The following is a 23,530-nucleotide window of genomic DNA, read 5'->3' as shown; positions in this document are numbered from 1 at the left end:
TTAAAAGTGCTCGAAACCAAATTGAGACGGTGTATAGGGCTCGCCATCCTTGATGAGGCGCAGCTTATCGCCAGTGGCGATCTGGCCAACCTGCGTGAAACTGACGCCAGCGTGGGCCAGGGCTGTCTCCAGTGCGCCGCGCTGGGCCTCGGGGACGGTAAACAGCAGCTCGTAATCTTCACCACCCGTTAGGGCATAACCCAGCGCCTCGGTCTCAGCCAAAGATTCACGCATCTGCGCCGACAGGGGCAGACGATCCACATCCACCACGGCGCCCACCGCCGAGCGCTTGAGGATATGGCCAATATCCGAGACAAAACCATCGGAGAGATCGATGGCGCTCGACGCCAATCCTCTAAGCGACTGACCCGCAAGCACTCTTGGCGTGGGGAAATAGTGGCGCTGAATAAAATACTCCCTCGCCTCCCCGTCGATATTGAGCTTATCACCCAGAATCGCTAACCCCACGGCCGAATCACCGAGGGAGCCGGTCACATAGATCCAGTCGCCATTCTTGGCGCCGCCCCTCGTATGGGCCTTGCCTTCTGGCACCTGACCATTGATGGTGATGGTGATCGACTTGGGGCCGCGGGTAGTATCACCGCCGACCAAAGCGACGCCGTAGTACTGCGCCGCCTCATTCAGCCCCTGGCTAAATTCCTCCAGCCAGACCTCATCCACCTCGGGCAGGGTAAGCGCGAGCGTCATCCAGGCGGGCTCTGCGCCCATGGCGGCGAGATCCGACAGGTTAACCGCCAGCGCCTTGTAACCCAGGGCCTTAGCCGGCATGTCGGCGTAGAAGTGTACATTTTCAACCAGGGTGTCGCAGGAGATGGCAATCACCTTGTTCTCGGCGGGCTGGACCAGGGCGCAGTCGTCGCCGATCCCTAGGTGCACATCGCGGCGGGTCTGGCCAAGGTTAGCAAAGAAATGATCGATTAATTTAAACTCTTTCACAGTCTTAAAAACCATAGTAAGGGTTAATCAGCTAGCACACTTTTAAGCGAAGACAACATCGAGCTAACTAAGGCGACGTCGAGGCTAAACCTGAATATAAAAAACGGCATCCTGGGACGCCGTTAATTGTATCACTTTTTAGCGACTATCTTGTCGAGAATGCCGTTAACGAACTTGTGACCATCTTCGGCCCCGAAGGCCTTGGCCAGCTCGATAGCCTCGTTGATGGCTACCTTGTAAGGCACATCCTTACGGAAGGTCAGCTCGTAGGTCGCGATGCGCAGCACCGCCTTCTCGATAGGCGAAACCTCATCGAACGGGCGCTCTAGGTGAGGCATAATCAACTCATCCAACTGAGCCGACTTGGTCGTGGTGCCTGATAGCAATTCACGGAAATAGCTAACGTCGACGCCATCGATCTTCTGCTCGGTGAGAAATTCATGCTCCACGTCGGCAACATTATTGCCGCTTAGCTGCCATGAATAGATAGCTTGTACCGCTAGACGACGGGCTTTACGGCGCTCTGAAGGTTTCATCTTGGTTCCTAATCTTACAACTGCTGTTCTAGTTCTTGCAGAACATTGACCATCTCTAGCAGACCAAGTGCCGCTTCGCCGCCCTTGTTACCCGCCTTAGTACCAGAACGCTCGATAGCTTGTTCAATGGTATCTGTGGTCAATACACCGAATGACACAGGAAGGTCGAACTCAAGCGCTATTTGAGCCAGCCCCTTGTTACACTCGCCTGCAACAAAATCAAAGTGTGGCGTACCACCACGGATCACGGCGCCCAGCGCTATGATGCCGTCAAATTTACCACTTGCCGCCACGCGACGGGCTGCCAGCGGCAGCTCTACGGCACCCGGTACGCGGACAACGGTAATGTTGTCGTCGGCGACCTGACCGAAGCGCTTCAATGTATCCACCGCGCCTTCTAGCAGACTTTCAACCACGAAGCTGTTAAAACGTGAAACCACTATGGCCACTTTGGCGTTTTTCGACTCGATATTACCTTGAACTACGTTCATTTATCTTACCTAAATTAGCTTAACAAACCCGGCACGGGAAAAAAGAGGCGGTATGATACCACAGCCCACCGCGTTGATCCCCATGCAATTTAACTCAATTCGATGAATTACAAGCAGACTAGCTTATTCTGCAATATATTCAGTAACTTCCAAGCCGAATCCCGACAGCGAATGGTAACGCTTAGGCGAGCTGAGCAGACGCATGCTGGTTACGCCCACATCGGCCAGGATCTGCGAGCCCACGCCCACTTGACGTGAGGTGCCTTGCCACTGCGCCGGTGCGCCGACTTCGCCCTTGTCTTCTGCCTCGAAGGCCTTCACCTTGGCCACCAACTCTTCGTTGCTCTGCTGATGACCCAGCACCACCAAGACGCCGCCTTCATCGGCGATACACGCCATGGCTTTCTCCAGCGGCCAGCTACGCTTCTCGTCGCGCTCTGAGTGCAGCAGGTCGTTGAAGGTGTTTTGCAGATGCACGCGTACCAGAGCGTTAGGCTGAACTTCACCCTTCACCAGCACATAGTGGAGTTGGTTGTCTATGGTATCGCGGTAAGTAATCATGTCGAACTCGCCGAAACGGGTCGGCAGCTTACACTTGGCCTCGCGCACCACGGTCGTTTCCTTGGTGTTACGGTATTCGATAAGATCGGCGATGGTGCCTATCTTGAGGCCATGCTTCTCGGCAAACACCTCAAGATCTGGACGACGCGCCATGGTGCCATCTTCGTTGAGGATCTCAACAATCACCGCCGACGGCTCATGGCCCGCCAGACGGGCCAGGTCGCAACCCGCCTCGGTATGACCAGCACGGATCAGCACCCCGCCCTCTTGGGCCATCAGTGGGAAGATATGCCCTGGCTGCACGATGTCCGACGGCTTAGCGTCACGAGCCACGGCGGCCTGCACGGTAACGGCTCTGTCATAGGCCGAGATACCAGTGGTCACCCCTTCGGCCGCCTCGATAGACACGGTGAAGTTGGTGGAGAACTGGGCATTGTTGTTGCTCACCATCAGCGGCAGGTTGAGCTGCTCGCAGCGCGCCTTGGTCATGGTCTGACAGATGAGGCCACGGCCATAGGTGGCCATGAAGTTGATCGCCTCGGGCGTCACTAGGTTAGCGGCCATGATCAGGTCGCCTTCATTCTCTCTGTCTTCGTCATCCATCAAGATAACCATCTTACCCAGACGGATATCTTCGATAATCGCTTCTATGCTGTGTAGTGCCATTGTTAGACCTTGATTTATTAGAGCTTGAAATATTCTTATAGTAAGAGTTATTTAATCTGCTATTGGCTGGGATTGCCAGCGTCTATCTTAAAAAGCCGGAGCGAGCTAACAGATCCATGGTGACCTCTGAGCCTTTGGCTGGATTTTCCTCTGCCGCCTGAAAACTCAGTAGGCGCTCCAGATGCCGGGCGATCAGATCCACCTCGATATTGACCCTGTCACCCGCCTTCAAATCGATAAGCGTGGTTTCGCTGGCGGTATGAGGCACTATGGTCAGACGAAAACGCTCGCCGTCCACCTCGTTCACCGTCAGGCTGACACCATCTATGGTGATAGAGCCTTTGTGGGCGATATAGCGGGCCAGCCCCTTGGGGGGCGTCAGCCAAAATTCGATCGCCTTGCCGCGATACTGTCTGTCATCCACGCTAGCCACGCCATCGACATGACCGCTAACCATATGACCGCCAAGGCGGGTCGTCGGCGTCACCGCCTTTTCCAGATTAACCTTCTGCCCCACCTGATAATGGGCAAAGCCGGTAAGGGCCACGGTCTCGGCTGAGATATCGGCCACATAGCCGTCGGCCATCTGCTCGACTACGGTCAGACACACGCCATTGGTGGCGATACTGTCACCGAGTTTAACGTCACTTAAATCCAGCTTGCCGCTAGCCACCGTCAGGCGAATATCATCGTCGCGACGCTCAATTTTTCTCAGGCTGCCAACAGCCTCGATGATCCCAGTAAACATGACTAACTACTCTTTATCGCTCGGTAAATGATTGTGACTCAATTGAAAGGTGAGGCGTCTGTCGGCCCCGATCGCACGCTCGTCGCAAAGCTTGAGCGCGGGCAGCTGCGTCATCTCAGTATAGTCCGGCAGTGCCAGCAGGTTACGGCCATGGCCGCCTAAGATTTTCGGCGCCTGATACAGCACCAGCTCGTCTGCCAGCCCCTGCGCCATGAAGGCGCCGGCCAGGGTCGCCCCAGCCTCGACCATCACGCTGTTAAGCTGAGATCCCAGATGTTCCAGCAGCGCCTTTAGTGGCACCTGCCCATTGTCACTCGGCAGTTGCAACTGACTCACATGCTCAGGCCAGGCGCTCGCCACGGCCTCGGGATAGGGCTGACAGCTCACCAGCAGCACGGGGGATTGTGTCTCAAACAGTTTAGCCTTGGCACTTAGGCGCGCACGGGAGTCGAGCACCACGCGAAGTGGCTGACGAATATCGACCTCGGTTAACTGCTCGCCCAGGCTGCCCAGCTCCTGATGACGTACATTCAGGCTAGGGTCGTCGGCCAGTACCGTCTCTATGCCGGTCACGACGGCATCGAAACGGGCGCGCATGCGCTGCACGTCACGGCGCGCCTCTGGACCTGTGATCCACTTTGAGACGCCGTTAGAGAGCGCCGTCTTACCATCCAAGCTGGCGGCAAGCTTGATGCCGACCCAAGGCAGGCCGCTGCGCATCCGCTTCATGAAGCCTGGGTTAAGTGCTGCGGCCTCTTCCTGGTGCAGACCCACCTCGACCTCAATGCCTGCATCTTGAAGCATCTTGATGCCACGACCTGACACCTGAGAATTAGGGTCGGTCACCGCCACCACCACGCGGGAAACCTCAGCCTTGATCAGCGCCTCGGCGCAGGGGGGCGTGCGGCCATAGTGGCTACAGGGCTCTAAGGTTACGTAGGCGGTGGCGTCTTTGGCCTTATCGCCGGCCATACGCAGCGCATGCACCTCGGCGTGAGGGCCGCCGGCGGCGATATGAAATCCTTCGCCCACCAGGGTCTCTCCCTGGACTATTACACAGCCGACATTAGGGTTGGGACTGGTGGTGTATTGCCCCTTGCGGGCCAACTGGATGGCACGCGCCATCATCTGGGAATCAAATTTGGACCAGGCCATGCTCATCGCCATCTCTTGAGAATAATTGGGGAAGCCCGATACGCATCGATTACGACTTACCCGACTTGCTCTTATCGTTTTGCAACTTGGCAATCGCCTCGCCGAACTCGGAGACATCTTCGAAGGCGCGGTACACAGAGGCGAAGCGGATATAGGCCACCTTATCGAGGTTGACCAGGTGATCCATCATCAGGTTACCTATCATCTTAGAGGTCACTTCGCGCTCGCCCGTGGCTCTCAGGGTCGATTTGATCTTGCTTAGCGCCTGCTCTATCTCGTCCATCGACACCGGGCGTTTCTCGACCGCCCTCAGCATGCCGCCACGCAGCTTGTCTTCGTCGAAGGGTTGGCGACTGCCATCTTGTTTAACCACACGCGGCATCACCAGTTCGGCGCCTTCGAAGGTGGTAAATCTCTCGTGGCAAAGCAGACACTCGCGGCGACGACGCACCTGATGACCATCGGCCACCAGACGAGAATCGATCACCTTAGTGTCGGTTGCGCTGCAAAACGGACAATGCATTGAGCCTCCAGCAAATGCTAATCGGTATCTTGGGGAGCTTTCCCTTGAAATAGATACAAAAATGGCCGCTACCAATATTAAATCAGTAGCGGCCATCGGAGTTTACCCGATTTACCCCTTAAGGTTAACCGTAAACAGGGAACTTAGCGCACAATTCAAGCACCTGGTTCTTCACGCGCTCGATAGTGGCTTCGTTGTTGATGTCATCTAACACATCACAGATCCAGTTGGTCAGCTCAACCGCTTCAGCTTCTTTGAAGCCACGACGTGTGATGGCTGGCGAACCGATACGCAGGCCCGAGGTCACGAAAGGTGAACGTGGGTCGTTAGGTACTGAGTTCTTGTTTACCGTGATGTTGGCACGGCCCAACGCCGCATCGGCATCTTTACCTGTGATATCTTTAGCGATCAGATCCAGCAGGAACAGGTGGTTTTCGGTTCCGCCAGAAACCACATCGAAACCGCGCTCGATGAAGGTGTTAGCCATCGCCTTGGCGTTAACCACTACCTGCTGTTGATATTCCTTGAACTCAGGAGACAGCGCTTCCTTGAAGGCTACCGCCTTACCGGCGATAACGTGCATCAAAGGACCACCCTGACCACCTGGGAATACCGCAGAGTTCAGCTTCTTGTACAGGTCTTCATCGTTCGCCGCAGACAGGATAATACCGCCGCGAGGACCGGCTAGGGTCTTGTGAGTAGTAGAAGTCACCACGTGTGCGTGTGGTACTGGGTTTGGATAGACACCGGCGGCGATAAGACCTGCAACATGAGCCATGTCGACAAACAGGTAAGCGCCAATCTTGTCGGCGATTTCACGCATGCGCGCCCAGTCGACGATACCAGAATAGGCAGAGAAACCACCGATCATCATCTTAGGCTTGTGCTCAACGGCCAGACACTCCATCTCGTCGTAGTCGATCTTGCCAGACTCGTCGATGCCGTAAGGAACTATGTTGTACAGCTTGCCAGAGAAGTTTACTGGAGAGCCGTGCGTCAGGTGACCGCCGTGAGCCAGGTTCATACCCAGAACGGTATCGCCTGGTTGCAGTAGCGCCATGTAGACTGCGCTGTTAGCCTGTGAGCCGGAGTGAGGCTGAACGTTAGCATAGGTCGCACCGAAAAGTTCCTTGGCGCGTTCGATGGCCAGGTTCTCGACGATGTCGACATGTTCACAACCACCGTAGTAACGCTTGCCAGGATAGCCTTCGGCGTACTTGTTAGTAAGCTGAGAACCTTGAGCCTCCATCACGCGAGGAGAGGTGTAGTTCTCCGAGGCGATTAGCTCGATGTGCTCTTCTTGACGACGAGTCTCTTCCTGGATCGCTTGAAACAGTTGCGGATCAAAGTCAGCGATGTTCATCTCTTTTTTCAGCATTGGTCACTCCAGCTGTGAAAGTCTTATAAGGTAGGGTTGCGCGGTATTCTACAGTGCATTCGATCACAATCCCAGCATTTGCGACATGAAATTAGTTGCGATTCAGGCTGAGAAATGTTCATCAAAATGCACCTTAGGACAAAAGTGGGGCTAAGGTGGCCTGATTTGCCAAGCCTCCTTTTTTGCAAGGGACAAAATGGCTGGTTTACAGCCTTTTGAACGAAAACACTGTTTTAATTACCCAACAAAAATGACGGCACAGGGCCGTCATTTGGCATTAGCAATCGTAATCAGTAACGGTAATCAGTAACCGTGATCAGTCATGGTACTCAGTAGTAGTATTCGAGTTGCAGCCAGCTGCGCTGCTCACTGTCATCGAGGCGGCTGTAGATACCCGGATTGTCTATGCCATGGATCTCGCCGCTGCGGTCGATCCGCTCATGGTGCAGGCTCAGGGTCAGATCCTTACTGATACCATAGCTGAGATAGATCTCATATCTGTCTCTGGCATCGTCGAAGTCCAGATCGCTGTTATTGGGGTTCCACTGGGGCGCGCGCTCGTTCTCTTTGTCGTTGATTGAGCTCCAGCGCTGGGACTTAAGCTTCATGCCTAATAGGAGGTTGCGATAGCTGGCCTCCAGCGACAGGTTAAAGGTGTGCCCCCAGGCATAGCCATATTCCCCCTCCCAGAGCACAGACTTGGTGCCCCAGAAGTAACGTCCTTGGGAGAGATAATCTTTGGTGGCGAAAGGTTTCACCATGGCAAAGTCACCAAAGAGATCGCCGCGCAGGTCGATGCTGATATCTTGATTGGACCAGTTGGCCCCCATTGATAAGCCCAGCAGGTTGACCACAGCGTAGAAGTCTTCATCCAGCTCCAGCCCCAAGCTGGTGTATTCCATGCCGGTCGACGGACCGACATAGAAACTATGGGACCAGTCGCTGGCGAGCCCGCCGCCTTTATGCTTGCGGCCATAGCTTGCCAGCAGCAGTTGCGTGGCCATCTGCCACTCCTCCACGCCTTCCTGAGAAACCGCGGTCTCCATCATCATCTCGACTCGGCTCGGGGTGCCACTGAGGGTGTCATATTTCCCTTCGCGGCTGTCGATGGCCGCTCGCATCCCTAGCATCGCCATGGTGCTGCTAACATCCGCCTTGTCTTTGCTGGCGTAACGCACGCCGGTATAGACGGAGAAGCTGTCTTGAGTCTGGCTGCGATCGAATCGGTTGGGACTCGGGTAACCAAACCAGCTCCGCAGCGTGCGCGACGGGTTAAACAGGTAACTCAGGCCGGTTGGCAACCAGCCCTCTTTGGCGGCCAACATCTCAGAAAACTGAAACAGGCTCTCCCCCAGCACGGCGCCGCCCCAGGTGGTGACTATCTGATCATTGATGCTCACGACCTCCTTATACTCGGCAAACACCTCCCAGATAGTGGAGGCGGCAAAGGTGCCCAGGGTCGACTCGTAGTAGTTGAAACCGTGGTTTCGAAATGCCTGATAATAGAGGGCGCCGGCGTAGGCGTGGCCCCAGTTCATACCGATATCGTTATCGTCATACTTCCAGGAGGCCCCCGTGGTCAGCCTGTCGTAGAAAAACTCCGCCGCATTGCCATCGATTTCATAATCGAAATCATCTTCCATGGCCTGTGAGCCTGTCTTGTACAGCAGCTCGCCAAGCACCAGCACGGTTGAGAGTTCCAGTGTCGCGCCCCACCAATCCTTCTCGCTGGGTGAAAGTGGCAAGTCTATGGTCTCTACCGGCGCTATTTGCGCCGGCTTATCCGCTGGCCGCTGCACTTGAGACGCAGAGGCTAAGGCATACGCCAATTGGCCTTGAGCTAGCGCTTTTTGAACAGGCTTGGCCTGTTCTGGCTCGGCATGTGCGACAAGTGGCAATAACAGGCTGGCACCACCTAACAGGGAGGCGGCAATAACAGGTGATGTGGCTTTCAAGATCAATCCCTTATCTTTATCGTTATTCTTATTCTTGTGTTCTTTCTTCAACGCTTGAGGTCAAAGCTTTTAATCGATGCTTTTTATCAGAAACTGTGTTCATCCGCTCAATTCATGGCGCCTAGCATTTAGCTGTGCCCCCTTGAGCGGCTCAGGATGTTAACAATTTTTACAAGATGTCACAAAACAAAAACTTCTCATCATAGAACATGGCGGCGAGGCCAGCGAAAAGGGACCGAAAATCCGATTTAAGTTCTAAGGCGATTACAGTAGAATTGCCCCCATTGTTTCGTCAGTGAGTAAACTTTTTTATGGCTCAGTTTGTATACAGCATGCTACGCGTGGGCAAGATAGTCCCGCCGAAGAAGCAGATCCTCAAAGATATTTCCCTAAGCTTTTTCCCCGGCGCCAAGATTGGTGTCTTGGGTCTTAACGGTTCGGGTAAGTCCACCCTGCTGCGCATCATGGCCGGTATCGATACCGAGATCGAGGGTGAAGCGCGTCCGATGCAAGATCTTAAGATAGGTTACCTGCCCCAGGAGCCTAAGCTAGATCCCCAGCAGACAGTGCGCGAAGCGATCGAAGAGGCGGTTAGCGAGGCCAAGAACGCCCTGACCCGTCTCGATGAGGTTTACGCCCTGTACGCAGAGCCAGATGCCGACTTCGACGCCCTGGCCAAGGAGCAGGGTGAGCTGGAAGCCATCATCCAGGCCCAGGATGCCCACAACCTGGACAACATTCTCGAGCGCGCCGCCAACGCCCTGCGTCTGCCGGACTGGGACGAGAAGATTGAGGTACTGTCAGGGGGTGAGCGTCGCCGTGTGGCCATCTGTCGCCTGCTGCTTGAAAAGCCAGACATGTTGCTGCTGGACGAACCGACCAACCACTTAGACGCCGAGTCTGTGGCCTGGTTAGAGCGCTTCCTGCAGGAATACACGGGTACCGTTGTGGCCATTACCCACGATAGATACTTCCTCGACAATGCCGCCGGTTGGATCCTAGAACTCGACCGTGGCGAGGGTATCCCATGGGAAGGCAACTACTCTTCATGGCTTGAACAGAAAGAGGCCCGTCTGAAGCAGGAATCGGCTGCCGAAAGTGCCCGTCAGAAGACCATCGCCAAGGAACTCGAGTGGGTTCGCCAGGGCGCTAAGGGTCGTCAGTCAAAGGGCAAGGCCCGTATGGCACGCTTCGAAGAGCTGAACACCAACGACTACCAGAAACGTAACGAGACCAACGAACTGTTTATTCCGCCAGGGCCACGCCTGGGTGACAAGGTGATCGAGGTGAACAACCTTACCAAGTCCTATGGCGACCGCGTGCTGATCGACAACCTGAGCTTCAGCGTACCTAAAGGCGCCATCGTCGGTATTATCGGTGCTAACGGTGCCGGTAAGTCGACCCTGTTTAAGATGATCAGCGGCGCCGAACAGCCAGACAGCGGCAGCATCGAAGTGGGTGATACGGTTCAGATCGCCTCGGTGGAGCAGTTCCGCGATGCCATGAACGACAAGGCGACCGTATGGGAGGAGATCTCCGGCGGTCAAGATATCATGCGTATCAACAACACTGAGATCCCGAGCCGCGCCTATGTGGGCCGTTTCAACTTCCGCGGCGGCGATCAGCAGAAGATCATCGGCACCCTTTCGGGCGGTGAGCGCAACCGTGTGCATCTAGCCAAGCTGCTCCAGGCAGGTGGCAACGTGCTGCTCCTCGATGAGCCCACCAACGATCTCGACGTCGAAACCCTGCGCGCCCTGGAAGAAGCCCTGCTTGAATTCCCTGGCTGTGCCATGGTGATCTCGCATGACCGTTGGTTCCTCGACAGAATCGCCACCCATATCCTGGATTACCGCGACGAAGGTCAGGTGAACTTCTACGAAGGTAACTACACAGAATACTCGACCTGGCTGAAAGAGACTCTGGGTACGGATGTGATTGAGCCCCACCGTCTCAAGTACAAGCGCATGAGTTAACGCGCGCATCTCGCACTCTCGAGCAATTTCAGTAGCGCAAAGCACACAAACGGAGGCAGCAGCCTCCGTTTTTTTATCTTCTCTTCCCAACGCTGCTCCCCTCTTTAAAAGGGGTAACATGGGAACAAAAGCGTGCTACGATTGAACGCCTATCCGCCAACAACATCAGAATAATCAAAGGATTTGTCTTGAATAGATCACTCTGGCTAATGCCACTAGACTCAGCGCTAAAGGCGGCCAGCTTATGCCTGGCCGGTCTACTGCCCCTACAGGCTTTAGCCGTTCAGGCGCAAACTCAGCAAGATACTAAGGCAGTGACTCAAGCCAGTACCAATTCAGGCATTAATGACGGCCCCTATCTATTTCTTAACCCCAAGGCCGAGATAGCCGATTGGATCTGCGAAGGCGAGCATAAACAGACCCGCGTCAATCAAGGTAAGCTGAGTCGCCCCGAACATTGCGGCAAGCTTCCTGAGCCCAGCCTGAATCCGCAGGCTAAAGAGGTACTGGCGGACAGCTATCAGGGAGTGGATAAGATAGTGGCACTCAGCGACGTTCATGGTCAATATGAGGTGCTGCTGCAGCTGCTGCGCCGCCATAAGATCATCGACCAGGATAACAACTGGGCCTTCGGCAAGGGCCATATGGTGATGACGGGCGATATGTTCGACCGCGGCCCTCAGGTTAACGAGGTGCTCTGGTTCATGTACAAGCTCGACAAGCAGGCCAAGGCCGCCGGCGGCCAGCTGCACCTCTTGATGGGCAACCACGAACAGATGGTGATGCGCGGTGACCTGCGCTACGTCAACGACAAGTACCAGACTGCAAGCAAGCTGCTTGATCGCCCCTATGATGCGCTCTACGGTCAAGACAGCGAACTCGGCCAATGGCTGAGAAGTAAGCACACTATCGTTAAGCTCAACGACACCCTCTTCCTCCACGGCGGCATCAGTCAGGAGTGGGTCGACCGCGGCCTAACTCTGGCCAGGGCCAACAGCCTCTATCGGGAAAATATCGACAAGAGTAAGGCCGAGCTGAAGCAAGATGAGCTGCTCAACTTTCTCTTCTTCGGCAACGGCCCCACCTGGTATCGCGGCTACTTCAAGCCCGACTTCGATACCCAGGAGCTGGCCAACATCCTGGACTATTTCAAGGTCAAGCGCATCGTCGTGGGCCATACCTCGCAGACTCGGGTACTAGGCCTGTTCGACAACCGGGTTATCGCCATCGACAGCAGCATCAAAAAAGGCCTGTCTGGTGAACTGCTCCTCATAGAGAAAGACCAGCTGATCCGCGGTCAGTATGACGGCAGTCAAACACCGCTATGATATCCGCCGCCTAGCTAGGCGACTAATCGACTAGCTAGGCGACTTCTTAACTTAACCATGCAGGGACTTGGCTAGGCCCTTGCCTTTCAGCAAGCTCTACACAACCTCTAAAAAACAGCCTAAAAACAGAAGCTAAAAACAGAGTCTAAAAACAGAGGCTTAACTCGAGAGCCTCACGCCTTGTCATCCTTCCATTTCCACCTATTATGCAGTCACCTCTTTTGCCTTTCACCAGACGCTTTCATCCACTGTTTTTAGCCAACTGTTTTTAGCCAAAGTGTGACCCATTTCCATATGCCACAAGTTGAGAATGAAATTAATTCTCATTAATGTTAAACTCCAATTTTATTCTTCTGCCCTGCCGCCCACACAGCGTGGAGCATGGCAATGGCGCCATAACGAAAGGTAATAATCTAATGCGTCGTCTCCTATGGAAATGGCATGGCTGGCTCGGACTCGTCGCCGCCCTGCCGCTTTTTATCATCGCCCTGACCGGTAGTGTGCTGGTGTTTAAGAGCGAGCTCGAACACCTATTGATGCCCGAAAAGGTGCTCGCCGCCAGCGAGACTCGCCTGAGTTTCACCCAGCTACTGAGGTCGGCTGACGAGGCGTTGCCGCAACATGAAATTCTTGGCTGGCAGTTTGCGACTAACGCCGGCGAGGCAGATAAGCTCTATGTCGCCAAACAGGGGACCTATGACTGGCAACTCCTGTTTGTCGACCCAAGCCAAGGCAGCCTACTGAGCCAACCGGTCGGCCTGAGTCACTACCTGCTGGACTGGCTGCTGGAGCTGCACTACACCCTGCTTGCGGATCATCTGGGGCTAGCGGTTACCGCATTAGTATCTATCTTGCTGATCTTGCTCTCCTTATCTGGATTTATACTACACCGTCAGTTTTGGCGAACCTTCTTCACCCTTAGATGGGGCAAGAGCCTGCGCCTGTTTCTCAGCGATAGCCACAAGATGCTGGGGATCATAGGCGCGCCACTGTTCCTGATCCTGGGTTTCACCGGTGCCTGGTGGAACATAGAGCACATCATCGAGGAGTGGCACGAACCCGACCCCAAGACCCTAGTCATCACCCAGAGTTACTACAACAAGCAGCTGGATGTGGAAGCGCTGCTGACACAGGCGACTCAGGTGATCCCAGGCTTTCAGACCCACTATGTGCGCTTCCCCGACAAGAGCTATGCCGGCATCCACCTTTTTGGCGCCGCCCAAGATCGCGGCGCGCTTCGCAGCGACTATGGCTCTATCGTCAGTTTCGATGATAAGTCCGGGCAGCTCAGTGCCAGTGTCGATGCCACCAAGGCCGGCGCGCTTTATCAGTTTGTCGATAGTTTCCGTCCGCTGCATTACGGCAACTTCGGCGGACTGGTCAGCAAAATCCTCTGGTGTGTAGTGGGCTTCTTACCTAGCCTGATGGCCCTTTCCGGTTACCTGATGTGGCGATCGCGGCGTAAACCGCAAACACGGCGCCGCGTAAAACAAACGATCGAGAGTCCTAGCAAACGAGACGCTAAAGAAGGTTTGGCCAAGGCCTGATATTTGATAATTCGCACTTGATAGAAGTAAAAAGCCGGGTAATAACCCGGCTTTTTTTATGACGCCTCGATAGCGCTCTCAATGACACTCTTGACGGCACTCTCGATTACACTCTTAGTGGCAACTAACCTTCCATGGGCCAATTGTGCTCTAGCATGCGGCCCTGACTGGTACTAAACGCCTCTTCTTTCTTGGCACACTCATAGACGCGCTTCACCGTCATGGGCTTACCGTCCGTGTGCAGTAACGCGGACAGCTGACTACCGACGAGCTGCTTTTTATATTGTGGCGCCTTGCTGGGCTGCCAGGAGAAACGCACCAGCACCTGCCCCTCATTGGTCTCAATGAAACACTTATAGTCTTCCCTCGGCTCGGCCTTGAGCGGCCCGGCTATTACACATAATGCCAGTAGCACCAGCAAAATTAATTTATTCACGCTATTCCTCTCACTCTTTGGCTGAGTAGCTAGGCGCTCAGCCTCTATTAGTCAACGGTGTAATTTGCTTCTGACCACTTGCTACTCACTATAGTAGTAGATCTTATGAGCACGCAGTCGGCCACCTATGCAGCGATTGTCCCCGGCGGGGCAATCGTCGTCGGGTTTAACCTTCTCCATCTTCTCGGCGGCGTTACCTATGCCGATCAGATACATGTAGGCATCACCATCCTTTCCTTGCCCCCCCTTGTTGTCGGCAGGGATCACAAGCTGAGGAGTGTCTAATACCAAGTTACCCGCCTCTAGAGCGACCGACGTGTAGTTACTCGTGCCATAGTGCAGATTAAAGGGATAGAGGAAGCCCATGCCCGACGTTAAGCACTGGTTGTTACTCGCTGCTGTACCCGGCACAAAGGTCGTGAAGAACACCTGACCGTTAATGATGGTCGCCGGTGACAGATTCTTCTCACCAAGCCCAGGAAGTTTAAAATACCACCCGCGCTTCTTACTAATAGCAATCTTGTCGGGCGCTTGATTAGCCTTCAACTTGGTCGTTTCGTAGAGGTCGCTAAGAGTCAAAGGCGCTGGCGCCTTAGGCCTGCCCGTGCCGCCGAAGGTCTGAGTCACCACGTTTCTATCTTGTAGGGTGAAAAACATGTCTTCGCGGGAGGTATCGGACGGCGCCGCCCTGTGGCCACTGCCCACCACCACGGCATCGTAAGGTACATTCTGACTCGTGGTTACCCTAGTAGTCTTGCCATTGACTGTATAATCAACCACTGAAACATTGTTAATCATGGTCTGCGCTACAACTGGGGCCGAGTAGAAGCGACGATTCTGCAGCAGCGACTTGCCACCTAGATCGGCAAACTTAAAGGCTGACCAGCTAGCCTTATCCGCCCTTGGCATATCCATGCGCCAGACACTACCACCGGTATCGACCGCATAGATACGGTCGGTATTGCCATCGCCACTGGCATCGAGTACCGCCACACCGCTAGGAATACTGTCCTGAATCCCTGGCAGGGCCGTGCCACCACCGGCGCCAAATTGATGGATCAGTTTGCCGGTATCGGCATCGACGATAAACACGCCACGCCCTTTGTTATCCTTAGTGCCAAGGTCTTTACCATCTTTACCCGCAGGTGAATACCCTGCACCGAAGATGAGCACAGGTTTTTCCGTGCCGCTGGCGCTGCGAATAGTGGTCACCACTGGTGTCGACCAGGATTGTCCAAGCTCACTCAGGCCCGGAGAGCTCGCATCGATACGCCACTTGAAGCTTGGCGAATCAGGGTTGCTGATATCCAGGGCATAGTAACTATCACCACCGCGACGCATGCCGAAGAAGAGCCAGGCTTTTTCTACTCCTGAGGCGCCATTTTTCACATAGGCCACTGGAGAACCGTCGATACCATAGACTGAGTGCACGCCCGTCGGCACATTGTTTCTCAGGGTCTGAATATTTGGCAGCAGTTCATAAGGCATGAAGGCCCAGCTCTCGCTAACTTCATTGGCAGTGGTGTCATCCTTGAACATATGCATGAAGCCATGGTTGGTACCAACCAAAATACGAATATCCGGGCTAGACTTACTGCCAAAGTTCAATGCCAAAGGTTTAGAGTGTAGGGCATCACCCATGATGTCATTGCGCCAGTTCTTGGCGGGATCGGCAATGGTCGTCTGGTTCTTATCGTTGTCCACATCCAGCCCCTTGGCCCAATCGAATAGGTTAGTAAGCTGACTCTTATCAACACCCATGAAATTGGCCAGGTCTTCCTGGCCACCTGCCTTCTTGGCCGCCGCCGACAGGCTGAGCGTATCCATGCCGCCCCCCAGATTACTGTAGAGGGTTCGGCTATCGGCACTCTGCATCGCCGACAGGACGCCCCCCTTGCGCACATCGTTGCCATCGCCACAAAGCTTCTTGGGCGTCCAGTAGGAGCAGGCACTGTCCTTGATGTTACCGTCATCACCCAGCGCTATTTTACCCTCTGCGTCCAAAACTGTCCCATCGGCGGCGACTCTGAACTTCTTGATATTCCCAGTCCAGCGCGGACCTCTGTCCGGCAGGAACATGGAATAATAGGCATAGTTAAAAGTCTGGGTACGGTTAAAGTTGTTGCTGGCCACAGAAGGCGAGGTAAAGCTGGCGCTGTTGGCCAACACCTCATTCACCGCCTGTTGAATAGAGCCCTGCAGCTTAGTCGCATCGGTGGCATCGAAATAGCTTCCGCCCCCCTTGCTCGCCACCTTCTTCAACAGATCTTCGGCATTTTTTGCCCCCTCACTGAAGCCAATGGTGTGGGTGATCACATGCTGATCGCCATCCATGTTAGGGTTTACATCTTTGCGATACATCCAGCTTGAAAGCGCGCTCATGTAACTAGTGCTGTGCTTATCGACGCCACCGGTTAACTTCGTGACTTCCACATCGGCGGCGCTGTCTAGGGTCGGTTCCCCATCTGTTATGAAGACGATATAGGCGTTGTTCTGACACTTCTTAAAGGGGGATTGATAGGTATTTGTTCCCTTAACAAGCGCATCCTTGTCCAAACTATCATTTTTATTGGCTCTATAAGTTACCCATCGGCCCCATGATTCATAGGTATAATCCTTATCATCATCGCCAAACTCCACAGACTTACCGGCGAAGTAACGATAGGCCTCGTAAAGGGTTTCACACAGGGGGGTGTTCCAGCCATACTCAATATCTTTAACCCCACTGAGTAGTGTCTTTTTTTGCCCTGGCGTCAGGGTCTGAATGGCTTTGATGATGCGCCCACCGTTACGGCCATTATATAGGGTGTCATCTGGGCCATTCATGTTGAAAATTGCCAGGCCGAAATCCACTCCCGGGGTGGTTAAGATGACGTTTTTAATCGCATCTTTGGCCAGCTCTAAGCGAGTTTTATCTTCTTGTTTCTTGTTTGCATTGTGATGCCAGCGAAGGTAATCCTCGGTATACACGGTGAGCACCCGCCCGGTACCAAAGCCGGTAAGCTGCGCCTGCTCCTTGGCGGTCTTCTTGATGCTATCACTCGAACTACTGCTGACATTGTTATACATGATAGGCGTGGTGGGAGATCCCAAACTATCGACAGGTAGCCCCGAGGTTAATCCCTTAGCATTAAGATAATTGCCTTCCTGAATATCTTCGTAGCAATCCACCGCCTTAGCATTCAGACCATTGTTATCGCCAAACTCACGCCAGGCACCGTTGGCACCGCTAAAGGTATACTTACGGAAGAAACCGGTAAAGATGCCATAGTCGTTCAGGAACTCCCAGGAGCTACCGCAGCTATTGATGGTGCCTGAAAATTTACGTCGTTCATTAGGGTCATCGGGGTCGGGCAACTTATTCTTACCCTGATCACCTTTTACGTAATAGAGCATCCCTTTCTTGCCGTTATTGTAACGCGAGCCGCCCCCAGCTCCCGGCGTATAAGGTTTATCCACGTCATAGACTTTGGTGCTCATACTGCCAGAGTTATCGAAGATGATCAGGATTTGTGGCCTAGCCCCAGTACGGGCGCTCGCCTCATAGACATATAACTCGGTATCGTCGGCCCACGAAGAAGCCGAGAGAAGACTCATGATGGCAGTCAACAGAGCAACAAAGCTTTTCACAAGCTCTCCCTTTCGCTGCATTATGATATTTGCCAGAGCAGACTGACCAGCGCGCAAAATATCCATTTCACTAAACCTATTACTTCAAATTTTTTTAATTTTTTAAATGACCCCTTACCCCACTCTTACGGCTCCACTCTCAACCCTAGATGACAAAGGCTATCAACCAAAGACAGACTTTCAGACAAGAGAAAACTAGCCGGAAGCATGAATTTGGCAATACAAGATGAGACAAAAGTGCGATAGAAAGCGGATTTAACACGCCATCGATACAAAATGCAACATTTTTAACCAAATTGAATCATGCAAACAGGAGGAACATCGAATTTTGAATGAATAGCGGACTTAGCCAGCAGGAGTGCTATTTTATTGACACTGGCATGACCAGTTTAATAAACAAACAATCCCAAACTAAAGCAAAAAATCCAACATAAATTAAACAACTGAGAAAAAAGGATTTATTAGAAAGCAGGTGGCGTTAATTAAACAACTAGCCAGATGAAAACAAGATAGAGTCAGCCGTCGTATTAATGACACTCGCTCCATCTCAGTTATTATGGTGAATATTTAATCAACAAAACCTGTGAAATATTCACTTTTTCTTTAAGATGTAAATTTTTCAACTTAATGGCTATTTAGGCCAAACATAGAAACATGAAATTAATCTAATGAATTGTTTGAGGTAATCATCTCTTATGACAATCACATTTTATGACAATCATCTTTAAGACAACAAATTTAGAAACGATTATCAATGTGAAATAATAAGTAAAAGATAATCCAACGCCTCAATTTCATCGGCAATGAGTCAGCTCCATCTTTAAATCTGCTCTTCCTAACTAATGCCTTTGAATAACACTCTCTGTATTTAAGGAAACAAGTTAGCAAGCCAAGAGTTGGCAACTTACAGGGTCAACCGGCTCAACATCGACCTCGACAGCATTGGCACTGAGACAAGTTCTCTGTGAAAGGCATTTTACCTTTACCCCCTAAGGATCAGATGAAGCACTGTGAAGGTCTTGTCTCTGTCTTGCCCCTATCTCACACAGAGGCAAGACAGGAGCGTCACTCTTGCATCGAGTCGTCTAATCTAACAATCAGCCACTCAGGCGCCACTAGCCTGCTGTTTGGCGATGGCGGTCTCAAGCTGGGCGGCGACGAAGCCAGGTGAGCGGGTGCGACCCGAGATCAGCCGATACATGGCGGGGATCACCAACAGGGTCACCAGGGTGGCGAACGCCATGCCGAAGAACACCACTGTGCCCACGGCGATCCGGCTCTCAGAACCGGCGCCGCTCGATAAAATCAAGGGCACGGCACCGACCAAGGTAGTGAAGGCCGTCATCAGGATGGGTCGCAAGCGACGCGCCGAGGCGTCCAGTATCGCCTGATCCAGCGAGGCGCCCCTGTCCCTGAGCTGATTGGCAAACTCGACGATCAGGATGCCATTCTTAGTCACCATGCCGATCAGCATGATCATCCCGATCTGGCTATAGATGTTGAGCCCGAGCCCCATCAGATAGAGACCTATGAAGCCGCCGAAGATCCCCATGGGAACCGTCAGCATCACCACCAGCGGGTTGATGAAGCTCTCGAACTGGGCCGCCAACACCAGGTAAGCCACCAGCAGCGCTAAGCCGAAGACCAGCATGACGCTGCTCTGATTTTCCTTAAACTCTTTCGACTCCCCCGTGTAGCTGATGCTGATATCGCCAGGTAAGATCTCGATAGCCTTGGCATCGAGGAAGTCCAGCGCCTCACCTAAGGTATAGCCCTCACCGAGGTTGGCCTTGAGGGTTATCGACTTCTGCTTATTGGTATGGCTTAGCTTATGGGCCGAGGCGACCTCTTCGATATGAGTGATGGCATCTAGGGTGATCAGCTCACCGTTGGCGGCGCGCATATAGATCTGACTCAGGTCCGCCATGCTGTTAAAGCTCTCCTCCTTGCCCCGCAGATACACGTCATACTCTTCGCCGCGCTCGATAAAGCTGGTCTCGCTGCGTCCACCTAGCATTACCTCTAGCGTCTGGGACACCTGAGCCACGCTGATCCCCAACTCGGCGGCGCGCTGCCTGTCCACGCTCACCACCAGCTCTGGGGTAGTCTCGGCATAGTCAAGATCGGCCCCCGTGACGATTGGCGAGGCATCGGCGATCGCCTTAAGCTCGCTCGCCCACTTAAACAGCTCATCATAGTCACTGCCGCCCAGCACAAATTGCACCGGCTCGCTGGACTTGCCCCTAAAGCCGGGCAACATGGGCCGCACCATGACATCGGGGATCCCCTTCAGCGCCTTAGCCACCACAGCCAGCGCCTGCTGCGCGTTGATATCACGGGTCTGCCAATCCTCTAGCTGCATGATCACAAAGCCGGTTTGATCCCCGGCCCGCCCCCCGAACGCCGGCGCCTGTACGCTAAAGGATTTGATCACGCCCTGACTGAGCAGCGGCATCAGGCGCTGCTCGACGATATCCATATTGGCCGTCATCCGGTTGTAGCTGGTGCCCTCCGCGCCCTTGACGAAGGCGAAGATCACGCCTCTATCTTCCTGAGGCGCCAGCTGCGCCGGCACCTGGTTCATCAGCAGACCGCTACCTATGACACAGGCGACAATCACCACTGGCGCCGCCAAGCGGTAACCTACCGCCCAGGCTACGGCGCGACGATACCAGGCTTCGAGTCGAGCAAAGCCGCTGTCCATCAGGCGGTTAAGGGCATTAGGCCTGTGTTTACGCTTGAGGAGCTTGCTGCCAAGCACTGGGGTCAGGGTTAGGGCGATAACCGATGAGAAGATCACCGCCATGGCCAGCATCACGGCAAACTCGGTAAAGAGGCGCCCCACCATGCCTTCCATGAAGGAGATAGGCAGAAACACCATCACCAACACGGCGGTAGTCGCCACCACGGCAAACCCCACCTCTCTGGCACCCTTATAGGCCGCCAGAATCGCAGGTTCCCCCCGCTCGATATGATGGAAGATGTTTTCAACGACCACGATGGCATCATCCACCACCAAGCCGATAGCCAGGATGAGCGCCATCAAGGTCAGCAGGTTAATGGAGTAACCCAGGTAGTTGGCGGCGATGAAGGCCGAGATCAGCGACACAGGCACAGTCACCGCGGGGATCAGCGTCGCTCTCGCCTGACCGATAAACAGATAGAGCACCAAGACCACCAGAGCCCCGGTGATATAGAGGGTGTTGTACACCTCACCGATAGACTGGTCGATAAAGACGGTCGAGTCATAATCCACCGACAGCTGAGTGCCCTCGGGCAGGAATTTCTGTAGCTTATCCACCTCCTCGCGCACCCGCTGCGCCACCTGCAAAGGATTGGCGTCCGACTGCGCCACAATTCCTAAGCTGAGGTTAGGCACACCGTCACTCTTGAATGTGGAGTTTTCATTTTCTGCGCCGATAAACACCCGCGCCACGTCCTTGAGATAGATGGGGCTACCGTCGCTGGCGGTTCGCACCACCAAGTAATCGAAGTCTTCAGGGTGCAGGTAGAGTCTGGCGGTGCGCACCGTCATCACAGTCGTGTCGTTGCGCACCTCACCGCCTGGGCTCTCCACGTTCTCGCTGCGCAGCGCATCGGTAATATCTGTGGTGGTCACCCCGCGCCCGGCCATCAACTTAGGATCCAACTGCACATACATCACCTTGTAGAGACCGCCGGAGATATTTACCGAGCTCACCCCGGTGATCAGGCTAAACCTGTCCTCAAGCACCCGCTGGGCATAATCGGTCAGCTGAGTCCTATCCATGGTGCTGGAGCTGAGGTTGATGTAAACGGAAGGCTCGCCCGATCCATTATCCTTGGAGACGATGGGCTCATCGGCCTCGTCGGGCAGACGACGCTGGGCGCGGGCCACGGCGTCGCGCACATCGCTCACCCCTTCGGTCAGGTTCCAGTCCAGATCGAAGCTGATGGTAATGCGCGACATGCCGTTGCGGGTCACGGAGGTGATCTCGTCGATGCCGCTGATCCCCGTCAGCTCACCCTCGAGCACTGTAGTGATCTGACTCTCCATGATACTGGCCGAGGCGCCGCTGTAATTGGTCATCACAGTCACCACGGGGCTCTCCACGTCCGGCATCTCTCGCACCGCCAGCTTGGAGAAACTCACCAGACCAAATACACACAGCAGTAAGCTTAAGACGATCGCCACCACAGGGCGTTTTACCGACACATCCGACAGCAACATTAGCTCTGCCCCCGCGCGGTTTCGGTCTCGCCCGTCTGGACCTGAGTCTGAGTCTGAGCCTGGGTCTGAGTCAAACGCCTGCCTCCCAGCCCCTCGGCGAGCTGGCCAGCTTCAACATCTTCAACCATGATGCCATCACGCATGTTGACCAGCCCCTTAACCACGATTCTGTCGCCCAAAGACAAGCCTTCATCGATCAACACCTGATCGTCGATACGCGCCCCCAGGGTCACCTGAGTGCGGCGGGCAATATTGTCGCCATCGATCACATAGACGAAACGTTTGGTGCCTGAGTATTCCAGCGCCTGAACCGGCACCACCGCCTGAGTCACAGGGGCAAAATTAAGCCGCGCCGAGATCAACATGCCAGGCCTGAGCTGAAGGCTGGGATTGTCGAAATTCACCCTCACCTTAAGATTAAGGGTCTCGGGATTGATCCGCGGCGCCATGGCCACCACCTGACCATGAAACTGGGCGCCTGGCCAGGCGCTGCTGCTGGCCACCACTGGCATGCCCAAGTAGATCTGCGACAGATAACGCTCGGGGATCTGCAGATCCAGACGCATGCTGGAGAGATCGTCCAGGCTGACCAGCTCGCTGCCCACGCTCACCAGCTTGCCCAGACTAAAGTCCACCAGCCCAATCACACCGTCGAAAGGGGCCTTGAGGGTGTGATAATCCAGATCCGCCTGGGCGGCCTGCAGCCTGGCCTCGGCGATATCGACACTGGCCAGCTGAGCATCTATCTCTGTCTGGGTAATGGCGTGCTGTTCTATGAGCCGTTTGTACTCGCCTAACTTGCGCCGCTCATCGTTCAGATAGGCCTTGGCCTCTGCAAGATTTGCCTTGGCCTTGGCATCTTCGAGATGCACCAATACCTGCCCCTGAGACACAGCCTGGTTGTCGCTTAAGTTGATCGCCTGCACCTTACCCGATACCTCGGCAGCTATCTGCACCGAGCGATTGGCGGCAAGCTTGCCCACCAAAGAGAGATGCTGAGCCACTTCATGGGCCTCGACCCGGGCACTGGCAATCGGCACGGCTCTGGCCCCAGCTTTGACATTAGCTGTGTTGGCATTAGCAGCTTTGCCGTTTACAGCTTGGGGCTGAGATATTGACGACGGATTCTTGGCCTGATTGGCGGCGACGGCAAAGGTGAGCAAGGCGGCTAGCGCCAGCACGCCAAGAGGAACATACAGGTATTTTTTATCCATTGGGGCGGTATCTTATCCATGGGCTTTTCGACTGCCCCTATTGTAAAATGGCGCCGCCCTTTGGAGGGTAAAGCAATGTAAAGCTGCGCAAAGCGTCACATTCATTGAAGCGTTAGAGTGCAAGCAGATGTGTCGGCCCGCATCTACCTATCGCCAAAACTCATTCAGACGCCCAGACTTCACTTTTGTTGAACCCTGCACATCCCCTCTACCAGAGCC

The 23,530-nt window shown here is 54.2% G+C and carries 16 protein-coding genes; 3 read left to right on the top strand and 13 right to left on the bottom strand.

Features of this window, described 5'->3' with window-relative positions; genetic code table 11:
* The 9 genes from thiL to K0I31_RS05990 all read right to left on the bottom strand — a co-directional run bounded on the left by thiL (nt 1) and on the right by K0I31_RS05990 (nt 8,970).
* Nucleotides 1-957, bottom strand: coding sequence for a thiamine-phosphate kinase (gene thiL / locus K0I31_RS06030; protein ID WP_220080237.1), 957 nt, complete (start codon nt 955-957; stop codon nt 1-3).
* A gap of 131 nt (nt 958-1,088) precedes the next feature.
* Nucleotides 1,089-1,493 (bottom strand): transcription antitermination factor NusB, encoded by a 405-nt coding sequence (gene nusB / locus K0I31_RS06025; RefSeq protein WP_011864993.1) that lies wholly within the window; start codon nt 1,491-1,493, stop codon nt 1,089-1,091.
* A 14-nt stretch (nt 1,494-1,507) separates the two neighbouring features.
* Nucleotides 1,508-1,984 (bottom strand): 6,7-dimethyl-8-ribityllumazine synthase, encoded by a 477-nt coding sequence (gene ribH, locus K0I31_RS06020; protein WP_011864992.1) that lies wholly within the window; start codon nt 1,982-1,984, stop codon nt 1,508-1,510.
* 123 nt (nt 1,985-2,107) lie between these two features.
* Nucleotides 2,108-3,211 carry a bifunctional 3,4-dihydroxy-2-butanone-4-phosphate synthase/GTP cyclohydrolase II gene (gene ribBA, locus K0I31_RS06015; RefSeq protein WP_220080236.1) on the bottom strand — a complete coding sequence of 368 codons (1,104 nt, stop codon included), beginning with the start codon at nt 3,209-3,211 and terminating at the stop codon, nt 2,108-2,110.
* Nucleotides 3,212-3,293: 82 nt separating this feature from the next.
* A complete protein-coding gene (locus K0I31_RS06010; protein ID WP_220080235.1) occupies nt 3,294-3,959 on the bottom strand; it encodes a riboflavin synthase in 666 nt (221 codons plus the stop codon).
* A 6-nt stretch (nt 3,960-3,965) separates the two neighbouring features.
* Nucleotides 3,966-5,126, bottom strand: coding sequence for a bifunctional diaminohydroxyphosphoribosylaminopyrimidine deaminase/5-amino-6-(5-phosphoribosylamino)uracil reductase RibD (gene ribD / locus K0I31_RS06005; protein ID WP_220080234.1), 1,161 nt, complete (start codon nt 5,124-5,126; stop codon nt 3,966-3,968).
* Between the two features lie 37 nt (nt 5,127-5,163).
* Nucleotides 5,164-5,637, bottom strand: a complete 474-nt coding sequence (gene nrdR / locus K0I31_RS06000; RefSeq protein WP_011864988.1) for a transcriptional regulator NrdR — start codon at nt 5,635-5,637, stop codon at nt 5,164-5,166.
* 124 nt (nt 5,638-5,761) lie between these two features.
* Nucleotides 5,762-7,015, bottom strand: coding sequence for a serine hydroxymethyltransferase (gene glyA, locus K0I31_RS05995; RefSeq protein WP_220080233.1), 1,254 nt, complete (start codon nt 7,013-7,015; stop codon nt 5,762-5,764).
* A gap of 329 nt (nt 7,016-7,344) precedes the next feature.
* Nucleotides 7,345-8,970 carry a DUF3943 domain-containing protein gene (locus K0I31_RS05990; protein WP_220080232.1) on the bottom strand — a complete coding sequence of 542 codons (1,626 nt, stop codon included), beginning with the start codon at nt 8,968-8,970 and terminating at the stop codon, nt 7,345-7,347.
* Between the two features lie 311 nt (nt 8,971-9,281).
* Here K0I31_RS05990 and ettA point away from each other — a divergent pair, with 311 nt between their 5' ends.
* The 3 genes from ettA to K0I31_RS05975 all read left to right on the top strand — a co-directional run bounded on the left by ettA (nt 9,282) and on the right by K0I31_RS05975 (nt 13,821).
* Entirely contained in the window at nt 9,282-10,946 is a 1,665-nt protein-coding gene (gene ettA / locus K0I31_RS05985) for an energy-dependent translational throttle protein EttA (RefSeq protein WP_011864985.1), read from the top strand.
* A 209-nt stretch (nt 10,947-11,155) separates the two neighbouring features.
* A complete protein-coding gene (locus K0I31_RS05980) occupies nt 11,156-12,274 on the top strand; it encodes a metallophosphoesterase (RefSeq protein ID WP_220080782.1) in 1,119 nt (372 codons plus the stop codon).
* 416 nt (nt 12,275-12,690) lie between these two features.
* Entirely contained in the window at nt 12,691-13,821 is a 1,131-nt protein-coding gene (locus K0I31_RS05975) for a PepSY-associated TM helix domain-containing protein (RefSeq protein ID WP_220080231.1), read from the top strand.
* 124 nt (nt 13,822-13,945) lie between these two features.
* Here K0I31_RS05975 and K0I31_RS05970 read toward each other — a convergent pair whose 3' ends face one another.
* The 4 genes from K0I31_RS05970 to K0I31_RS05955 form a co-directional block, all read right to left on the bottom strand.
* A complete protein-coding gene (locus K0I31_RS05970) occupies nt 13,946-14,257 on the bottom strand; it encodes a TapY2 family type IVa secretion system protein (protein ID WP_220080230.1) in 312 nt (103 codons plus the stop codon).
* An 81-nt stretch (nt 14,258-14,338) separates the two neighbouring features.
* Nucleotides 14,339-17,908, bottom strand: coding sequence for a pilus assembly protein (locus K0I31_RS05965; protein WP_258406635.1), 3,570 nt, complete (start codon nt 17,906-17,908; stop codon nt 14,339-14,341).
* Between the two features lie 1,084 nt (nt 17,909-18,992).
* Entirely contained in the window at nt 18,993-22,097 is a 3,105-nt protein-coding gene (locus tag K0I31_RS05960) for a multidrug efflux RND transporter permease subunit (protein ID WP_220080228.1), read from the bottom strand.
* The gene (locus K0I31_RS05955; RefSeq protein ID WP_220080227.1) at nt 22,097-23,311 is read right to left on the bottom strand and encodes an efflux RND transporter periplasmic adaptor subunit; all 1,215 of its coding nucleotides are present in this window, start codon (nt 23,309-23,311) and stop codon (nt 22,097-22,099) included. Before K0I31_RS05955 ends, K0I31_RS05960 begins: the two co-directional genes overlap by 1 nt.
* Nucleotides 23,312-23,530: the final 219 nt, after the last annotated feature.

Origin of the sequence: Shewanella spartinae, assembly GCF_019457555.1 — a bacterium.
Classification (GTDB): domain Bacteria; phylum Pseudomonadota; class Gammaproteobacteria; order Enterobacterales; family Shewanellaceae; genus Shewanella; species Shewanella loihica.
The sequence above is the reverse complement of the archived record's forward strand: the minus strand, read 5'-3'. Positions and strand labels throughout refer to the sequence as shown.

Coding starts and splice junctions, on each gene's coding strand:
- ettA (WP_011864985.1), top strand. CDS start 9,282: ATGGCTCAGTTTGTATACAGCATGCTACGCGTGGGCAAGATAGTCCCG.
- K0I31_RS05975 (WP_220080231.1), top strand. CDS start 12,691: ATGCGTCGTCTCCTATGGAAATGGCATGGCTGGCTCGGACTCGTCGCC.
- nusB (WP_011864993.1), bottom strand. CDS start 1,493: ATGAAACCTTCAGAGCGCCGTAAAGCCCGTCGTCTAGCGGTACAAGCT.
- K0I31_RS05960 (WP_220080228.1), bottom strand. CDS start 22,097: ATGTTGCTGTCGGATGTGTCGGTAAAACGCCCTGTGGTGGCGATCGTC.
- K0I31_RS05955 (WP_220080227.1), bottom strand. CDS start 23,311: ATGGATAAAAAATACCTGTATGTTCCTCTTGGCGTGCTGGCGCTAGCC.
- nrdR (WP_011864988.1), bottom strand. CDS start 5,637: ATGCATTGTCCGTTTTGCAGCGCAACCGACACTAAGGTGATCGATTCT.
- K0I31_RS06010 (WP_220080235.1), bottom strand. CDS start 3,959: ATGTTTACTGGGATCATCGAGGCTGTTGGCAGCCTGAGAAAAATTGAG.
- ribH (WP_011864992.1), bottom strand. CDS start 1,984: ATGAACGTAGTTCAAGGTAATATCGAGTCGAAAAACGCCAAAGTGGCC.
- K0I31_RS05965 (WP_258406635.1), bottom strand. CDS start 17,908: ATGCAGCGAAAGGGAGAGCTTGTGAAAAGCTTTGTTGCTCTGTTGACT.
- ribD (WP_220080234.1), bottom strand. CDS start 5,126: ATGGCGATGAGCATGGCCTGGTCCAAATTTGATTCCCAGATGATGGCG.
- glyA (WP_220080233.1), bottom strand. CDS start 7,015: ATGCTGAAAAAAGAGATGAACATCGCTGACTTTGATCCGCAACTGTTT.
- K0I31_RS05980 (WP_220080782.1), top strand. CDS start 11,156: ATGCCACTAGACTCAGCGCTAAAGGCGGCCAGCTTATGCCTGGCCGGT.
- ribBA (WP_220080236.1), bottom strand. CDS start 3,211: ATGGCACTACACAGCATAGAAGCGATTATCGAAGATATCCGTCTGGGT.